At 70.3% G+C, this 15,711-nt stretch carries 17 protein-coding genes; 13 read left to right on the forward strand and 4 right to left on the reverse strand.

Features of this window, described 5'->3' with window-relative positions; genetic code table 11:
• The first annotated feature begins 99 nt into the window (after positions 1-99).
• Both AB0K12_RS15745 and AB0K12_RS15750 read left to right on the forward strand, forming a co-directional pair.
• Positions 100-1,617 carry a sigma-70 family RNA polymerase sigma factor gene (locus AB0K12_RS15745; RefSeq protein WP_364560665.1) on the forward strand — a complete coding sequence of 506 codons (1,518 nt, stop codon included), beginning with the start codon at positions 100-102 and terminating at the stop codon, positions 1,615-1,617.
• A 115-nt stretch (positions 1,618-1,732) separates the two neighbouring features.
• Positions 1,733-2,836, forward strand: a complete 1,104-nt coding sequence (locus AB0K12_RS15750) for a C40 family peptidase (protein WP_364560668.1) — start codon at positions 1,733-1,735, stop codon at positions 2,834-2,836.
• Positions 2,837-2,843: 7 nt separating this feature from the next.
• Here AB0K12_RS15750 and AB0K12_RS15755 read toward each other — a convergent pair whose 3' ends face one another.
• Positions 2,844-3,335, reverse strand: a complete 492-nt coding sequence (locus AB0K12_RS15755) for an inorganic diphosphatase (RefSeq protein ID WP_355412661.1) — start codon at positions 3,333-3,335, stop codon at positions 2,844-2,846.
• Positions 3,336-3,419: 84 nt separating this feature from the next.
• Here AB0K12_RS15755 and dacB point away from each other — a divergent pair, with 84 nt between their 5' ends.
• The 11 genes from dacB (at position 3,420) to AB0K12_RS15810 (ending at position 13,216) form a co-directional block, all read left to right on the forward strand.
• Positions 3,420-4,844 carry a D-alanyl-D-alanine carboxypeptidase/D-alanyl-D-alanine-endopeptidase gene (gene dacB / locus AB0K12_RS15760; RefSeq protein WP_364560672.1) on the forward strand — a complete coding sequence of 475 codons (1,425 nt, stop codon included), beginning with the start codon at positions 3,420-3,422 and terminating at the stop codon, positions 4,842-4,844.
• A gap of 106 nt (positions 4,845-4,950) precedes the next feature.
• On the forward strand, positions 4,951-6,027 hold the full coding sequence (locus AB0K12_RS15765) for a zinc-dependent metalloprotease (protein WP_364367667.1): 1,077 nt from the start codon (positions 4,951-4,953) through the stop codon (positions 6,025-6,027).
• A gap of 133 nt (positions 6,028-6,160) precedes the next feature.
• A complete protein-coding gene (gene tilS / locus AB0K12_RS15770; protein ID WP_364560676.1) occupies positions 6,161-7,153 on the forward strand; it encodes a tRNA lysidine(34) synthetase TilS in 993 nt (330 codons plus the stop codon).
• Between the two features lie 10 nt (positions 7,154-7,163).
• On the forward strand, positions 7,164-7,715 hold the full coding sequence (gene hpt, locus AB0K12_RS15775) for a hypoxanthine phosphoribosyltransferase (RefSeq protein ID WP_364367661.1): 552 nt from the start codon (positions 7,164-7,166) through the stop codon (positions 7,713-7,715).
• Between the two features lie 251 nt (positions 7,716-7,966).
• The gene (gene ftsH, locus AB0K12_RS15780) at positions 7,967-9,961 is read left to right on the forward strand and encodes an ATP-dependent zinc metalloprotease FtsH (RefSeq protein ID WP_355412651.1); all 1,995 of its coding nucleotides are present in this window, start codon (positions 7,967-7,969) and stop codon (positions 9,959-9,961) included.
• Positions 9,958-10,536, forward strand: coding sequence for a GTP cyclohydrolase I FolE (gene folE, locus AB0K12_RS15785; RefSeq protein ID WP_345392395.1), 579 nt, complete (start codon positions 9,958-9,960; stop codon positions 10,534-10,536). Before ftsH ends, folE begins: the two co-directional genes overlap by 4 nt.
• Before the next feature lie 120 nt (positions 10,537-10,656).
• A complete protein-coding gene (gene folP, locus AB0K12_RS15790; protein ID WP_364561424.1) occupies positions 10,657-11,463 on the forward strand; it encodes a dihydropteroate synthase in 807 nt (268 codons plus the stop codon).
• Entirely contained in the window at positions 11,460-11,906 is a 447-nt protein-coding gene (locus AB0K12_RS15795; protein ID WP_345392392.1) for a nuclear transport factor 2 family protein, read from the forward strand. The genes folP and AB0K12_RS15795 overlap by 4 nt, the downstream gene beginning before the upstream one ends.
• Positions 11,896-12,261, forward strand: coding sequence for a dihydroneopterin aldolase (gene folB / locus AB0K12_RS15800; protein WP_345392389.1), 366 nt, complete (start codon positions 11,896-11,898; stop codon positions 12,259-12,261). The genes AB0K12_RS15795 and folB overlap by 11 nt, the downstream gene beginning before the upstream one ends.
• On the forward strand, positions 12,258-12,761 hold the full coding sequence (gene folK, locus AB0K12_RS15805; protein WP_364560683.1) for a 2-amino-4-hydroxy-6-hydroxymethyldihydropteridine diphosphokinase: 504 nt from the start codon (positions 12,258-12,260) through the stop codon (positions 12,759-12,761). Before folB ends, folK begins: the two co-directional genes overlap by 4 nt.
• Entirely contained in the window at positions 12,758-13,216 is a 459-nt protein-coding gene (locus AB0K12_RS15810) for a DUF3180 domain-containing protein (RefSeq protein WP_364560686.1), read from the forward strand. Before folK ends, AB0K12_RS15810 begins: the two co-directional genes overlap by 4 nt.
• On the opposite strand, the gene AB0K12_RS15815 is transcribed toward AB0K12_RS15810, so the two are convergent.
• From AB0K12_RS15815 to AB0K12_RS15825, 3 genes are read right to left on the reverse strand one after another with little or no spacing between them, the layout of a single operon-like run.
• Positions 13,213-13,398, reverse strand: coding sequence for a hypothetical protein (locus AB0K12_RS15815; protein WP_345392383.1), 186 nt, complete (start codon positions 13,396-13,398; stop codon positions 13,213-13,215). The genes AB0K12_RS15810 and AB0K12_RS15815 overlap by 4 nt on opposite strands.
• Positions 13,391-14,518, reverse strand: a complete 1,128-nt coding sequence (locus AB0K12_RS15820) for an acyltransferase (protein ID WP_364560689.1) — start codon at positions 14,516-14,518, stop codon at positions 13,391-13,393. Before AB0K12_RS15820 ends, AB0K12_RS15815 begins: the two co-directional genes overlap by 8 nt.
• Positions 14,515-15,660, reverse strand: a complete 1,146-nt coding sequence (locus AB0K12_RS15825; protein ID WP_364560692.1) for an NADH-quinone oxidoreductase subunit D — start codon at positions 15,658-15,660, stop codon at positions 14,515-14,517. The genes AB0K12_RS15820 and AB0K12_RS15825 overlap by 4 nt, the downstream gene beginning before the upstream one ends.
• Positions 15,661-15,711: the final 51 nt, after the last annotated feature.

Consider the following 15,711-nt stretch of genomic DNA (forward strand, 5'->3'; position numbering starts at 1 on the left):
GATATTTCCGTACGGGAATCCGCCCGCTCCCAGACAAGAACCGGCCATAAGCCCGGAAGTGGTGGAACTACTAGTTACCGATCCATTACCTTCGGTCACATGACTGACCGCGTCCTGGTGGAAGCACTCCGCGCCCGCGATCCAGGGGCACTCGCCACGCTCTACGACGCGTACGCGGAGAGCGTCTACCGCTACTGCTGGTCCCTTCTCCTCAGCGCCGAGAGCGCCCAGGTGGCGCTGCGCGACACGCTGATCGCCGCCGAGGCGCACGCCGGCGCCCTGGCCGACCCCGACAGGCTCGGCACCTGGCTCTACGCGCTGGCCAGAGCCGAGTGCCTGCGCCGCAGGGCCGCCGAGCCGCCGGGCGCCGACGAGGGCCTGGCCGAGGCGCCTGACCTCGACGACCCCGCCGACGCCGACCTGCGCGTCATGGCCTGGAACGCCGTCCAGAGCCTGCCCACGGCCGAGCGCGAGGTGCTCGAGCTCGTCCACCGCCACCGGCTGCCCGCCGCCGAGCTGGCGCAGGTGCTCGCGCAGCCCGTACGCCAGGTCGAGCTGCTGTACGAGCAGGCCCGCGAAAGCCTGCGCGACGCCATCACCGCCGAGGTGCTGGCCAGGAAGGGCCCCTACGACTGCCCGCGCAGGGCCCGCATCCTGTCCGGCTTCTCCGGCGCGCTGACCACGGAGATGCGCGAGCACCTGGTCAGGCACCTGCCGGGGTGCGAGGTCTGCGCGCCCCACCGCAGCCGCGAGGTCTCCGTCGCCAAGGTCTACGAGCTGCTGCCCGAGCCCGCGCTGCCCGAGACGCTGCGGGTGCGCGTGATGAGCTGCTTCGCCGACCCCGAGCTGCTGCCCTACCGCCGCTACGTCGCCCGCCGCACGGCCGCGCTCGGCGCCGCCGGGTTTCCCGTTCCCGGCGCGCACCACGGCAGGAAGTGGCCTCAGGCGGTGGCGGGCGCGCTGGCGGCGGTCGCGACCGTGGTGGCGATAGCGGTCATCTTCCAGCACATCGGAAGGGAGAACGGTGGAGTGACAGGTGTCGCGACGGCCGCGTTCCCGGCCACGGGCGAACCGCCCGGCATCCGCCTGCCCTGGCAGGCCGACCCCGAGGACGTCCCGTTGTCCGTGCTGCCCATCCTCGACGGCACGACCACGCAGCCACTCGGCGTCACGGGGACGCCCGGGCAGCCGCCGCCGGTGGTCCCCGTGGTGGCCACGCCGACCGGCGGCTCTCCGCCGTCGTCACGGCCGGGCGAGCCGGAGACGCCGCCCTCCCGGCCCGACTCGCCGCCGCCCTCCCCGCCCGCGCCACCGGAGGAGCCGCCGACGCGGCTCACGCCGCCGGCGGAAGAGCCGCCCGAGCAGCCCCCGACGCAGGCCCCGCCGGCGCAGACCCCGCCGACCCGGACTTCGCCCCCGAAGCACCCGCACCCCCCGAAGCACCCGCACCCCCACCCGCCGAAGCCCCGGCCCTGCGGTCCGCGCAGCCCATGCCCGACCCCGTCCCCCTCGCCAAGCCCCACCCAGACCCCCACGCCCACCACCACGCCGTCGGAACCGGCCACTCCCACCCCTTCGGACGAGCCGTCCGCGACCCCAACGGAGAACCGCAGCTGAACCGCGTTCTGCCAGCGCTTCGGAAAGGGGCGATTGAGGCTCGGTGTGGTCACGTTACGTGAGTTAACTGGGGGGAATCGTGCGCATAGAGTAACCAACGGTTTCAGGGGGACCTATGCGCGCATTCCGGGCCGGGCTCCTCGTTGCCTGCCTGCTGGTGGCCACGTGCCCGCCCGCGCTCGCCGAGCCGGGGCCGTCCCGCCACGACGTCAAGCGGGCCCGCCAGACCGTACGCGAGCGCTCACACCAGCTCGGCCGCACCACCGCCGCCCTGGTGACCGCCCAGTCGCGGCTCGACCGGCTGGCGGCCGAGGTGGAGCGGCTGGTGGAGGCGTACAACGGGGAGGTCGTCCGGCTGCGCAGGGCCGAGCAGGCGCAGCAGCAGGCCACCGCCCGGCTCGCCGCCGCCGACGCCGAGGTCGAGCGGGCCAGGCAGGACGTCGCGCTGCTCGCCGCCGAGAACTACGGCGGCCTGGGGACGGTCAAGCCGTACATGGGGATGCTGGCCGACCGCGGCGGCACGGACGGGTTCCTGCACCGGGCCATGGTGCTGGGCTATCTGGAAGAGGAGCAGGGCGCGGTCATGCGGCGCCTGCGCGACGCCCAGGAAGTGGCCGCGATCCTGCGGACGTACGCGGGGCGGGCGCACGCCGAGCGGCTCGCGGCGGCCGAGAGCGCCCGCCGGGCCAAGCTCGCCGCCCAGACCGCGGTCGCCCGCCAGCGGCGCGAGACACGGGAGCTGATGGCCAGGAAGACGACCCTGCAGCGCAGGGTGAACGCCGCCCGCACCCGCGCCCAGCTCCTCGCCAGGCGGCGCGCGGCGGCCCTGTCAGGGCTCGTCGCGGGTGGCTCGCGGATGGGAGACGTGGCCGCCAACTGGGCGCTCACCCAGCTCGGCAAGCCGTACGTGTGGGCCGCCGCCGGCCCGGAGACCTATGACTGCTCGGGGCTGACCATGCGGGCCTGGGAGAAGGCCGGCGTGCGGCTCGACCACTGGACGGGCACCCAGTGGACCTCGGGCCCGCACGTGCCGCTCGACCAGCTGCGCCGCGGCGACCTGCTGTTCTTCGCGCACGTCAGCGGCAACCCCTCGACCATCCACCACGTCGGCATCTACGTCGGACGCGGCCAGATGGTGCACGCGCCGCAGACCGGCGACGTCGTACGGGTGGCCTCGATCTGGCGCGGGGACCTGGTGGGCGCCACCAGGCCCCGCTGACGGCAGGTCAGTGGTGACCGTGCTCCTTGGCCCGGCGGAACGAGCGCTCGATCTCGGCCTCGGCCTCGATGCGGCCCACCCAGTTGGCGCCCTCGACCGACTTGCCCGGCTCCAGGTCCTTGTAGACCTCGAAGAAGTGCTGGATCTCCAGGCGGTCGAACTCCGAGACGTGGTGGATGTCCTGGATGTGATGCATGCGGGGGTCGGTGGACGGCACGCACAGCACCTTGTCGTCACCGCCCTTCTCATCCGTCATCCGGAACATCCCCACCGCACGGCACGTGATGTAGCACCCGGGGAACGTCGGCTCCTGCAGCAGCACCAGCGCGTCGAGCGGGTCGCCGTCCTCACCGAGGGTGTTCTCGATGAAGCCGTAGTCGGCGGGGTACTGCGTGGAGGTGAACAGCAGCCGGTCAAGCCTGATCTTGCCGGTTTCGTGATCGACTTCGTACTTGTTCCGTTGTCCCTTGGGAATCTCAACGACAACGTCGAACTCCACCGCGGTTCCTCCGCTCAGGCCCCCGGGCACCCCCGGGCGGGCGTTAATGTCTCGTAGGCGAACACAGGAGAGAGGGCAGGCGACGTGGCGCGGCGCGACCGGTTGGTGATGCTGACCACCCTCGCCGTGCTCCAGATCCTGACGATCGTCATCGGCGTTTACGCGATGACCACCGACTTCAACCTGAGCGCGCTGACGAGCGGGTCTGCGCCGACCGATCCGACGGCGTCCCCGGCGGAAGGCTCTCCCCCCGTCCCCGTGGTCACCGCGGGGCCTGTGCTGGCCCAGCTTTCGGCGAAGTCAGGAGACGGACCTCTCCCGACTAAGGGTACTTTGACGAAGCAGTTGGCCAGCGCGCTGGGTGACGATGCGCTCGGCGGACGGGTGGGCGCGATCGTCCTCGACACCGTCACAGGCGAGCAGCTCTTCGCGGCCAACCCGGACACCGCCATCACCCCCGCCTCCACCACGAAGATCATCACGTGCACCGCGGCCCTGGCCGCGCTCGGCCCCGACGCCCGGCTGTCCACCCGCGTCGTCCAGGGGACGAAGCCCGGCACGATCGTCCTCGTCGGAGGCGGCGACCCCATGCTCGCCGGCCCCCAGGCCAGGTCGTCCGACTACCCGAAGCAGGCGAGCCTGAACACCCTGGCCGCGCGCACCGCCGCCACGCTCAAGGCACAGGGTGTGCGCAAGGTCACCCTCTCCTACGACGACAGCCTGTTCACCGGCAACCCCAAGGCGCCCGGCTGGAAGCCCAACTACATCCCTGACGGCGAGGTCGCCCCCGTCCACGCGCTGATGATCGACGAGGGCCGCCAGCACCCCCGCTTCCGCGCCCCCCGGGTCCAGAACCCGCCCCAATACGCCGCCGACGCCTTCGCCAGGCTCCTCGCCGAGCAGGGCGTCTCCGTCGCCAAGTCCGTACGTCCCGCCAAGGCGCCCGCCGGCGCCGCCGAGCTCGGCCGCGTCGACTCCGCCCCGCTCTACGCGCTCGTCGAGCACACGCTCACCCGCAGCGACAACGACCTCGCAGAAGCCCTCATGCGGCACGTCGCCATCAAGGAGGGCCAGCAGCCGTCGTTCGGCGGCGGCGGCAAGGCCGTGAACGCCGTGCTGCAGCGGCTCGGGCTGGCCCAGAACGTCTCGCTCTCCGACGGCAGCGGCCTGTCCATCCGCAACCGCATCAGCCCCCACGCCCTCGCCAAGGCCATCGCCCTGGCCGGCGCGCCGCAGCACCCCGAGCTGCGCGCGGTCGCCACCGGCATGCCGATCGCCGGCTTCTCCGGCACGCTCGGCAACGGGCGGCGCTTCACCGGCGGCGACAGCAAGGACCAGGTCGGGCTCGTCCGCGCCAAGACCGGCACGCTCAACCACATCAACACGCTCGCCGGGCTGGCCACCACCAAGGACGGGCGGCTGGTCACCTACGCCTTCATGGCCGACCAGGTGCCGGTCAACGCCGAACCCGTGCTCGACCGGCTCGCGGCCATCGTCGCACGTTCCTGAGCACGTTCCTCCGCACGGTCCCCAGCACGGTCCCCAGCACGGTCCTCGGCACGTTCCTCCGCACGGTCCTTCGCGGCCCGGACCAGAAGCACGTACCGTGGACGGTATGCAGGTGATCGACTGGGATCTGGCCGTCACGACCGGCACGCGCCTCGTGCGCCCCGGCCCACAGGTGAGCCGGGAGGAGGCCAGGCAGGCCGTCGCCGAGCTCCGCACCCTGTCGCGCGAGGCCGAAGGGCACGTGCGGCAGTTCACCAAGATCCACACGGAGACCGCGCCGCAGCCGGCGACCATCGTCGACCGGCCCGGCTGGATCAAGGCCAACGTCGAGGGCTTCCGCGTGGTGCTCGAGCCGCTCACGCAGCGCATGGGCAACTCCGACAACCAGCCGCCGGCCATCGTCACCGCCGTCGGCTCCCGCATCACGGGCGTCGAGGTCGGGGCCGTGCTGGCCTTCCTCGCCTCCCGCGTGCTGGGGCAGTACGAGCTGTTCCTGCCGCCCGACCCGACCGGTCAGGAGCCCGCGGGGCGGCTCACGCTCGTCGCGCCCAACATCGTCCACGCCGAGCGCGAGATGGGCGTCAACCCCCACGACTTCCGCCTGTGGGTGTGCCTCCACGAGGAGACCCACCGTGTGCAGTTCACCGGCGTGCCCTGGCTGCGCGAATACGTGCGCTCCCAGATGACCGAGTTCCTGCTCGCGTCCGACCTCGACCTGCCCACCCTGCTCGAGCGCCTCCGCAACGCCGCCGACACCGTCGCCGACGTGGTGCGCGGCGGCGAGGGCAACCTCATCGACGCCATCCAGTCGCCCGGCCAGAAGGAGATCCTCGACCGCCTGACCGCCGTCATGACGCTGGTCGAGGGCCACGGCGACTACGTCATGGACGCGGTGGGCCCGTCCGTGGTGCCCTCGGTGGCCGACATCCGCGCCAAGTTCGCGCAACGCCGCGAGGGCGGCTCCCGCCTCGACCGCACGGTCCGCCGCCTGCTGGGCATCGAAGTCAAGATGAAGCAGTACGCGGAAGGCTCCGCCTTCGTCCGCACGGTAGTGGACCGCGTGGGCATGGACGGCTTCAACAAGATCTGGACATCGCCGGAAACCCTCCCCACAACCCCGGAGATAGCCGACCCCACGTCCTGGATCAGCCGCGTCATAGGCACCCCGGCCCTCCCCGCCTAGCGAAGAGCCCCAAGCGCCCCTCACCCCGCCACCTCGGCCCGCACCACCACAGCTTCCGGGCGCCGCGCCGGCGGGGGGCGGTACGGCGGTGGCCTGGCGCCTGTAGGGGTGGGGGAGGCGGGAGAATGCCTGCGTGGGTCCACATCCGGCTGTTGCTGATGTCCGTAGGGCTGTGCGGGAGGCGTTGGCCGAGCTGCCGCAGGGGGCGCTCGTTCTCGTCGCCTGTAGCGGTGGGGCTGATTCGCTGGCGCTGGCGGCGGCGACCGCGTTCGTGGCGCCTCGGGCCGGGCTCAGGGCCGGGCTGGTGACGGTTGATCATCAGCTGCAGGAAGGGTCGGGGGAGCGGGCCGTCTCGGTGGCGCGGATCGGGACAGGAATGGGGCTTGACCCTTCCGAGGTGCTCACCGTCACCGTCGGTACCGAAGGGGGGCCTGAGGCGGCGGCCAGGGAGGCGCGGTATGCCGCGCTGACCGAGGCGGCGGAGAGGTTGAGGGCGGCGGCGGTGTTGCTGGGGCACACCAGGGACGATCAGGCTGAGACGGTTCTGCTGGGGCTGGCCCGGGGGAGCGGGACTCGGAGCCTGTCGGGGATGGCATCCGTCACGGGGATCTATCGGCGGCCGCTGCTGAACATCCCTCGGGCGACCACGGTGGCGGCTTGTAGCGCGCTCGCTCTGCGGCCCTGGGACGATCCGCACAACGAGGATCCGCGCTTCACCCGGGTGCGCGTTCGCCGGCGGGTGCTGCCGGTGCTGGAGGCAGAACTCGGGCCGGGGGTGGCGGAGGCGCTCGCGCGGACGGCGGCCATGGCGCGGGAGGACGCGGACGCGCTCGACGAGTGGGCCGATTCCGCGTACGAGAATTGCGCTCTAAGCGATATCGGCGGGTCGGTGAGGCTGCCGGTGGCGGAGTTGGAGAAGCTGCCCGGCGCCGTGAGGCGGCGGATGGTGCGGAGGGCGGCGATCGCGGCGGGAGCGCCGTCCGGAGCCCTGTCGGCGACCCACGTGCTGGCGGTGGACCGGCTGGTCACGCACTGGCACGGTCAGAAAGCCGTGGATCTGCCCGGGGGTCTGTCCGCCGTCCGGCGGTATGGCACCCTGATATTCGCCATCAGTCCCATCCCGTAAGGAACCACAGGTGGACGCTGCCGACATGGGCAATGACCTGGAAAAGGTGCTCATTCCCGAGGACGAGCTCCAGGCGAAGATCAAAGAACTCGCGGCCCGGATAGACGAGGATTACGCGGGCAAGGAAGTGCTGCTCGTCGGCGTGCTGAAGGGCGCGGTCATGGTGATGGCCGACCTGGCCAGAGCGTTGCACGTGCCGGTGCAGATGGACTGGATGGCGGTGTCGTCGTACGGCGCGGGCACCAAGTCGTCCGGCGTCGTACGCGTGCTGAAAGACCTCGACACCGACATCTTGAACCGCCATGTGCTGATCGTCGAGGACATCATCGACTCCGGCCTGACGCTGCACTGGCTGCTGGAAAACCTGAAGTCGCGCAATCCGGCGTCGCTGGAGATCTGCGCCGCGCTGCGGAAACCCGACGCGGTGAAGGTGCCGATCGACGTCAAATACGTGGGCTTCGACATTCCCAGCGAGTTCGTCATCGGTTATGGGCTCGACTACGCGGAGCGCTACCGCAACCTGCCGTTCATCGGCACCCTGGCGCCGCACGTATATCGATAGCGCTTCGGGCCCTCCCTTCCGGCAATGGCCGGGAACATGGCGCAACGTGACGTACGTTGATAGGGCAAGACCGGTGTAGCGGGCGGGTCCCTCCGTGCGCTCTGCCGGTGTACCTTCAGACTCCGGGAGGGTGACCACGTGTCCCCTTCGGGTAGTCAGAAGTCGCGGTGCCGGATGCCGCGGCCCCGGGCGTGCCCGGGGTTCCAGGCCATGGTCAGGAAGGGACGGGCCCGCAAGGGGTTCCGCATCGGATGGATCTCAAGCGATTTACACGTGGGCCACTGCTGTGGATCCTGGGCATCGTCGTGCTGCTCCTCCTCGTCACCCAGCTCTGGAGTGGCGGTGGAAATTACAAGTCGGCCGACACGTCCTTGGTTCTCCAGCAGATTCGCGCCGGAAACGTCAGCAACGCCAAGATTGTCGACAAGGACAACCGGATCGAGGTGAAGCTCGTCAACCCGGTCGCGGTTGAGCCGGGCGGCACTCCGACCAACCTCATCCAGTCCGACTGGGTCACCGGCTACGGCAGCAAGCTGACCGACGAGCTGCAGGCTCAGGTCGACGCCGGCAAGACCAAGAGCTTCACCACCGAGGTGCCGCAGGAGAACATCCTGCTGAGCCTGCTGGTGAGCTTCCTGCCGATCGTCATCATCGTGCTGATCTTCCTGTTCATCATGAACCAGATGCAGGGCGGCGGCTCGCGGGTGATGAACTTCGGCAAGTCGAAGGCGAAGCTCATCACGAAGGACACCCCCAAGACCACGTTCGCCGACGTCGCGGGTGCCGACGAGGCCATCGAGGAGCTCCAGGAGATCAAGGAGTTCCTGCAGGCCCCGGCCAAGTTCCAGGCGATCGGCGCCAAGATCCCCAAGGGCGTGCTGCTGTACGGCCCGCCCGGCACCGGTAAGACGCTGCTGGCCCGCGCGGTCGCCGGCGAGGCCGGGGTGCCGTTCTACTCGATCTCGGGCTCCGACTTCGTCGAGATGTTCGTCGGCGTCGGCGCCTCCCGTGTGCGCGACCTGTTCGAGCAGGCCAAGGCCAACGCCCCCGCGATCATCTTCATCGACGAGATCGACGCCGTCGGCCGCCACCGCGGCGCCGGCCTGGGCGGCGGTCACGACGAGCGCGAGCAGACCCTCAACCAGCTGCTCGTCGAGATGGACGGCTTCGACGTCAAGGGCGGCGTGATCCTCATCGCCGCGACCAACCGGCCCGACATCCTCGACCCGGCGCTGCTGCGTCCCGGCCGCTTCGACCGTCAGGTCACGGTCGACCGCCCCGACCTCGAGGGCCGCAAGGGCATCCTCAAGGTCCACGGCCGCGGCAAGCCGTTCGCCCCCGACGTCGACCTCGACGTCATCGCGCGCCGCACCCCCGGGTTCACCGGCGCCGACCTGGCCAACGTGATCAACGAGGCGGCCCTGCTCACCGCGCGGGCCGACCAGAAGCTCATCACGATGGACGTCCTCGAGGAGTCGATCGACCGCGTCATGGCAGGGCCCGAGCGCAAGACGCGGGTCATGTCCGACAAGGAAAAGAAGATGATCGCCTACCACGAGGGCGGTCACGCACTGGTGGCGCACGCGCTGCCCAACTCCGACCCGGTCCACAAGATCACGATCTTGTCCCGCGGCCGCGCGCTCGGTTACACGATGACGCTGCCGATGGAGGACAAGTTCCTGGCCACCAGGTCCGAGATGATGGACCAGCTCGCGATGCTGCTCGGCGGCCGCGCGGCGGAGGAGCTCGTCTTCCACGAGCCCACCACCGGCGCCTCCAACGACATCGAGAAGGCCACGGCCGTCGCCCGCCGCATGGTGACCGAATACGGCATGAGCGAGCAGCTCGGCGCCCGTAAGTTCGGCACCGGCCAGGCGGAGGTGTTCCTGGGCCGCGAGATGGGCCACGAGCGCGACTACTCCGAGAAGATCGCCTCCACGATCGACGAGGAGGTCCGCCGGATGATCGAGACGGCGCACGACCAGGCATGGGACATCCTGGTCCAATACCGCGACGTGCTCGACAACCTGGTGCTGGAGCTCATGGAGAAGGAGACGCTCTCCCGCGAGCAGGTGTTGCAGATCTTCGCCCCCGTGGTGGTCAAGGAGCACCGCCCGTCCTACGCGGGCTACGGCAAGCGGCTGCCGTCCGACCGGCCGCCGATCCTGACCCCGAAGGAGCAGTCGGCCAACGGCTCGCTCACCTCGGGCCACCAGGATGCCCTGCCCTCCGGGGAAAGTACGTGACGCAGCACGACGTCGACCTCGGGCGGATCGAGAAGGCCGTGCGCGAGATCCTCTACGCCATCGGCGAGGATCCCGACCGCGACGGCCTGGTCGAGACGCCCGCCAGGGTCGCCCGCGCGATGGCCGAGCAGTATTCCGGGCTCGGCCAGACGCCGGAGGAAGTGCTCAACAAGGTCTTCGACGTCGATCACGACGAGATGGTGCTCGTGCGTGACATCGAGGTCTACTCGACCTGCGAGCACCACCTGGTCCCGTTCCACGGCCTGGCCCACGTGGGCTACATCCCCAACGCGAAGGGTCAGGTCACGGGGCTGTCGAAGCTGGCCAGGCTGGTCGACGTGTTCGCCCGCCGGCCGCAGGTGCAGGAGCGGATGACCTCGCAGATCGCCGACGCGCTCATGCGGGTGCTGGAGCCGCGCGGGGTGATCGTGGTGGTGGAGTGCGAGCACCTGTGCATGACGATGCGCGGCGTACGCAAGCCGGGCGCCAAGACCGTCACGTCGGCCGTGCGGGGCGACTTCCGTACGAGCGACAAGACCCGGTCCGAGGCCATGGCGCTCATCCTGGGGCGCTGATCAGGTCGCGCGCGGCGAACGGGGTACCCACGATGTCAGCAGGTGTGGGGAAGCGCCTAGGCTTGGCCCATGACTAGCGTGCCCATCAACGTGCCGGGAGGTGCGGATCGGTGCCTCGTCATGGGTGTGGTCAACGTGACGCCCGACTCGTTCTCTGACGGCGGCAAGTGGTTCGGCGCCGACGCCGCCGTCCAGCACGGCCTCGACCTGGTGAGTCAGGGGGCCGACATCGTCGACGTGGGCGGCGAGTCCACCCGCCCTGGTGCGGCCCGGGTGCCGCTGGACGAAGAGCTGGCCAGGGTCGTCCCGGTGATCAGGGCGCTGGCCGCCGACGGCGTGGTGGTCAGCGTCGACACGATGCGGGCCGAGGTGGCGCGGGCGGCGGTCGAGGCGGGCGCGCGGCTCGTCAACGACGTCAGCGGCGGCCTGGCCGACCCGGAGATGCCGCGCGTGGTGGCCGACACCGGCGTCTCCTACGTGGTGATGCACTGGCGGGGGCACAGCCACGACATGGAGTCCCGCGCCGTCTACACCGACGTGGTGACGGAGGTGCGCGAAGAGCTGAGCAAGCGGGTCGATCTGGTGATGGCGGAGGGCGTCACGGAGGAGCAGATCGTGCTCGACCCGGGCCTGGGCTTCGCCAAGAACGCCGAACACAACTGGGCGGTGCTGGCCGGCATCCCGCAACTCGCGGAGCTCGGCTTCCCGCTGCTCATCGGGGCTTCACGTAAACGGTTCCTGGGGCGCCTGCTTGCCGAACCCGACGGCACGCCCCGGCCGTTCAGTCGCAGCGACGACGCCACGCTGGCCGTGACCGCACTGGCCGCGCACGCCGGAGCCTGGTGCGTACGCGTGCACGAAGTAGGTCCCAATGCCGATGCCGTGCGCGTGGCCGCCGCATGGAAGAGAGCCGGAGCAGGCACATGAGCGTCGACACCGCCGCCATCGAGACGGTCAACCAGGAGTTCTACACCGCCATCGAGAGCGGCGACCTGGACAAGATGACCGAGATCTGGGCCGAGGACACCACCGACGACCAGGTGAGTTGCGTACACCCGGGCTGGACCCTGCTGTCGGGCCGCTCCGAGGTGCTGCGGTCGTGGGCCCTGATCATGGCCAACACCACCTACATCCAGTTCGTGCTGACCGACGTCAACACGACGGTGCTGGGTGACGTGGCCGTGCTGACCTGTGTGGAGAACATCCTGACCGCGGGGGAGGAGGGTGAGGCCAGTTTCGCCGCGGGCAAGGTGGTGGCCAGCAACGTCTACATCCGCACCGCCCAGGGCTGGCGGTTGTGGATGCACCACGGGTCGCCGGTGCTGCAGGCCGACGACGACGAGGAGGAGGAAGGCGAGCTTGAGCGCTGACCGCATCACCCTCAAGGGCCTGCGCGCCCGGGGCCGGCACGGCGTGCTCGCTGCCGAGCGTGAGCTCGGGCAGGAGTTCGTGGTGGACGCGACGCTGTTCCTCGACACCGCGCCGGCGGCGGCCGGCGACGACCTCACCAAGACGGTCCACTACGGGGAGCTGGCGCAGGCGCTGGCCGCGGTGGTGGAGGGCGAGCCGGTCGAGCTGATCGAGACGCTCGCGCAGCGGCTCGCCGACGTGTGCCTGGCCAACGAGCTGGTGCACAAGGCCGAGGTGAGCGTGCACAAACCGGCGGCGCCGATCCCGGTGCCGTTCGACGACGTGATCGTGACCATCGAGCGGAGCCGCGGATGAAGGTGGTCCTCTCTCTCGGCAGCAACCTGGGACGCAGGTTCACGACCTTGCAGGACGCGCTGGACGCCCTGTTCGACGCGCCTGGCCTGGAGTTCGTCAAGGCGTCCCCGGTCTACGAGACCGACCCGGTGGGCGGTCCAGGGGGGCAGCGCCCCTACCTCAACGCGATCGTCATCGCGGAGACCACGCTGGAGCCGCGCACGCTGCTGGAGCGGGCGCTGGGCGTGGAGAACGCGTTCGGCCGCGAGCGCGCCGAGCGGTGGGGGCCGCGCACGCTCGACATCGACCTGATCGTGGTGGGCGACGTCGTCTCCGACGACCCCGAGCTGACGCTGCCGCATCCCCGGGCGCACGAGCGGGCGTTCGTGCTGGTGCCGTGGGCCGACAGCGACCCCGAGGGGGTGCTGCCCGGCAAGGGCGCGGTGGCGGGGCTGCTCGAAGGGCTCGACCGGCGGGGCGTACGCCTGCGCGAGGATCTCAAGTTGCAGAGGCCCGATTGAAGCCCACGTCCCCCGGCCCCCTCGTCGGCATCCTGGTCGTCGTCGCCCTCGCCACCTGGGCGGCGATCATGATGAGCGACTACGGCAGGCTGCCGCTGCTGCCGTGGACCGCCATCCCCACCCTGCTCCTGCTGGCGCTCGGCGAGGGCTACAGCGGCTGGGCCACCAAGGCCAGGCTCGCTCGCAAGCCGGGCACCAAGCCGGTCGAGCCGCTCGCGGTGGCCAGGCTGGCGGCGCTGGGCAAGGCGTCGGCGTACGCGGGCGCGGTGTTCGGCGGCGTCTTCGCCGGCTTCGCGCTCCACACGGTGCAGCTCCTCGACCGGGAGACGCCGCGCGGCGAGTTCTTCATCGCGACCGGCTCGTTCGTCTCCTGCGTGCTGCTCGTCTGCGCGGCCCTCTATCTGGAGCACTGCTGCCGGGTGCCGAAGAAACCGGAGGACGAGGAGCGCCGCTAGCGCTCGTCGGGCAGGCCCTCCACGGCCCGCTGCTCGGCGGCGGCGAGGCGGTCGTGCCAGATCTCCCGCTGCAGCAGGCGCAGCGCGCGACGCAGCACGTCGCTGGGCCGTTCACCTTCCCGCAACGCGGTACGGATGATCCGTTCGTCTTCGGCGTTGGCCCGGAAGGCGATCTCAGCCATGCGTCGAGCTTATGGACCCGCCGACACCCTTGTCCTGCGTTTGCCGGACGGGAGCCCGGCGCCGGCCGAAGAGGTAGATGACCGGAGTGGTGCAGATCAGCGGCCCGATGATGGCGATCGGGCGTTCGAGCCACCATTTCAGGTCGGGCGGGATCTGGCCGCCGAGCGTGCCGAAAAGCCACCATGACAGGCCCAGCGAGATGGCCATGCCGGTGGTGTGGAAGAGGAACAGCGGCAGCGAGTACCGGTTGATGAAGTCGTTGAGCCGCCGCCAGCGCGGCCGCTCCAGCACCTGCTCCATGGCCGGGCGCAGCACCTCGACGAGCCCGATCTGGAACAGCAGCAGCGCGACGATGACGAACGTGGGCGGCGCCATGTTCGACCACTTGTCGCCCGGCACGCCGACCATCGAGCCCGGGTAGATGCCCGAGTACACCAGCCCGAACAGGGCGAACAGCCCGGTCCACAGCAGGGCGGCGTCGTAGCGGCGCGGCAGCTCCACGACCCGGTCGTAGAAGAAGCCGGCCTGGTGGGCGAGACCCCAGACGACGATCATGTTGAGCCAGCCGGCCCACTCGACGCCGTAGCGGAAGCGCAGCACGTCCACGACGAGCGCCGTGCCGCCGAGCCAGATCAGCGCGAGCACGTCGTAGCGGCGGTGCAGCCACAGCGCGACCGGCAGCAGTGCGATGAGCACGAGGTAGACGCCGAGGAACCACAGCGGGCTGAGCACCAGCAGCACCACCCGCCACATCCAGTCCACCTCGAAGGTGTACGTCACCACCGCTCCGATGACGACCCACACCCCGGACAGGAAGAGCGCGGGTAAGGCGAGCGCGCGGATGCGCCGCAGCACGAACGCCCCGATGCCGGCCCCGCGCCCCTTGGCCCGCCGCCACGACAGCAGGTGCACGTGCCCGCCGACGTAGAAGAACAGCGGCAGCACCTGCAGCAGCCAGGTGAGGATCCACAGCCCCGAGGTGAAGCCGAGCGGGCTGGTCGGCTCGGGGCCGTGCGGCTTCCATTGGAGGATGGTGAACGCCCAGTGCCAGACCACCACGACGATCAGGCTGAGCGCCCGCAGCCAGTCGACGTATTTGTCCCGTTGTTGACCGCTCACTTGTCGATGTCACCCACGACGAAGAACATCGAGCCGAGGATCGCGACCATGTCGGCCACCAGGTGCCCAGGCAGCATCTCCCGCAGCACCTGGATGTTGCTGTACGACGCCGAGCGCAGCTTGAGCCGCCACGGCGTCTTGTCGCCCTTGGAGACCAGGTAGTAGCCGTTGATGCCGAGCGGGTTCTCGGTCCACGCGTACGTGTGACCCTCCGGCACCTTCAGCACCTTCGGCAGCCGCTGGTTGATCGGCCCTGGCGGCAGCGAGCGCAGCCGCTCGACGCAGGACTCGGCCAGGTCGAGCGAGACCTTGAGCTGGTCGAGCAGCACCTCGAAGCGCGCGTGGCAGTCGCCCGCGCTCCGCGTGACGACCTTCACCGGCAGCTCCCCATAGGCCAGGTACGGATCGTCGCGCCGCAGGTCGATGTCCACCCCGGAGGCACGGGCGATGGGGCCGCTGACGCCGTACTGCAGGATCTGCTCCCGCGTCAGCACCCCCACCCCCTTGGTGCGGGCGATGAAGATCTCGTTGTGCAGGATGAGGTTCTCGATGTCGGGCACCCGGCGGCGGGTCTCCGCGACGGCCGCCGACACCCGGTCGAGCCAGCCCAGCGGCAGGTCCTCCTTGAGCCCGCCGACCCGGTTGAACATGTAGTGCATGCGCCCGCCGGAGATCTCCTCCATGACGGCCTGGATGCGCTCGCGTTCGTTGAAGGAGTAGAACAGCGGCGTCATCGCGCCCAGCTCAAGCGGGTACGAGCCGAGGAACATCAGGTGGTTGAGCACCCGGTTGAGCTCGGCCAGCAGCGTGCGGGCCCAGACCGCGCGCACCGGCGGCTCCATGCCCAGCATGCGCTCGGCGGCGATGACCACGCCCAGCTCGTTCGCGAACGCCGAGAGCCAGTCGTGCCGGTTGGCGAGCATGATGATCTGACGGTAGTCGCGCACCTCGAACAGCTTCTCCGCGCCCCGGTGCATGTAGCCGATGATCGGCTCGGCGGTGGCGATGCGCTCGCCGTCGAGCGTCAGCCGCAGCCGCAGCACGCCGTGGGTGGAGGGGTGTTGCGGCCCGATGTTGAGGATCATGTCCTCGGTGGCCAGCTCTTTCGCGCCCGCGCCGATTCCGACCACACGTTCCGTCATACGGCCATGCTGCCACCGTCGTCGCTGGTGATCCAGCTAGGGGGTTGGTCA

The sequence above is a fragment of the Nonomuraea sp. NPDC049419 genome, assembly GCF_040676995.1.
In the GTDB taxonomy this organism is placed as follows: domain Bacteria; phylum Actinomycetota; class Actinomycetes; order Streptosporangiales; family Streptosporangiaceae; genus Nonomuraea; species Nonomuraea salmonea.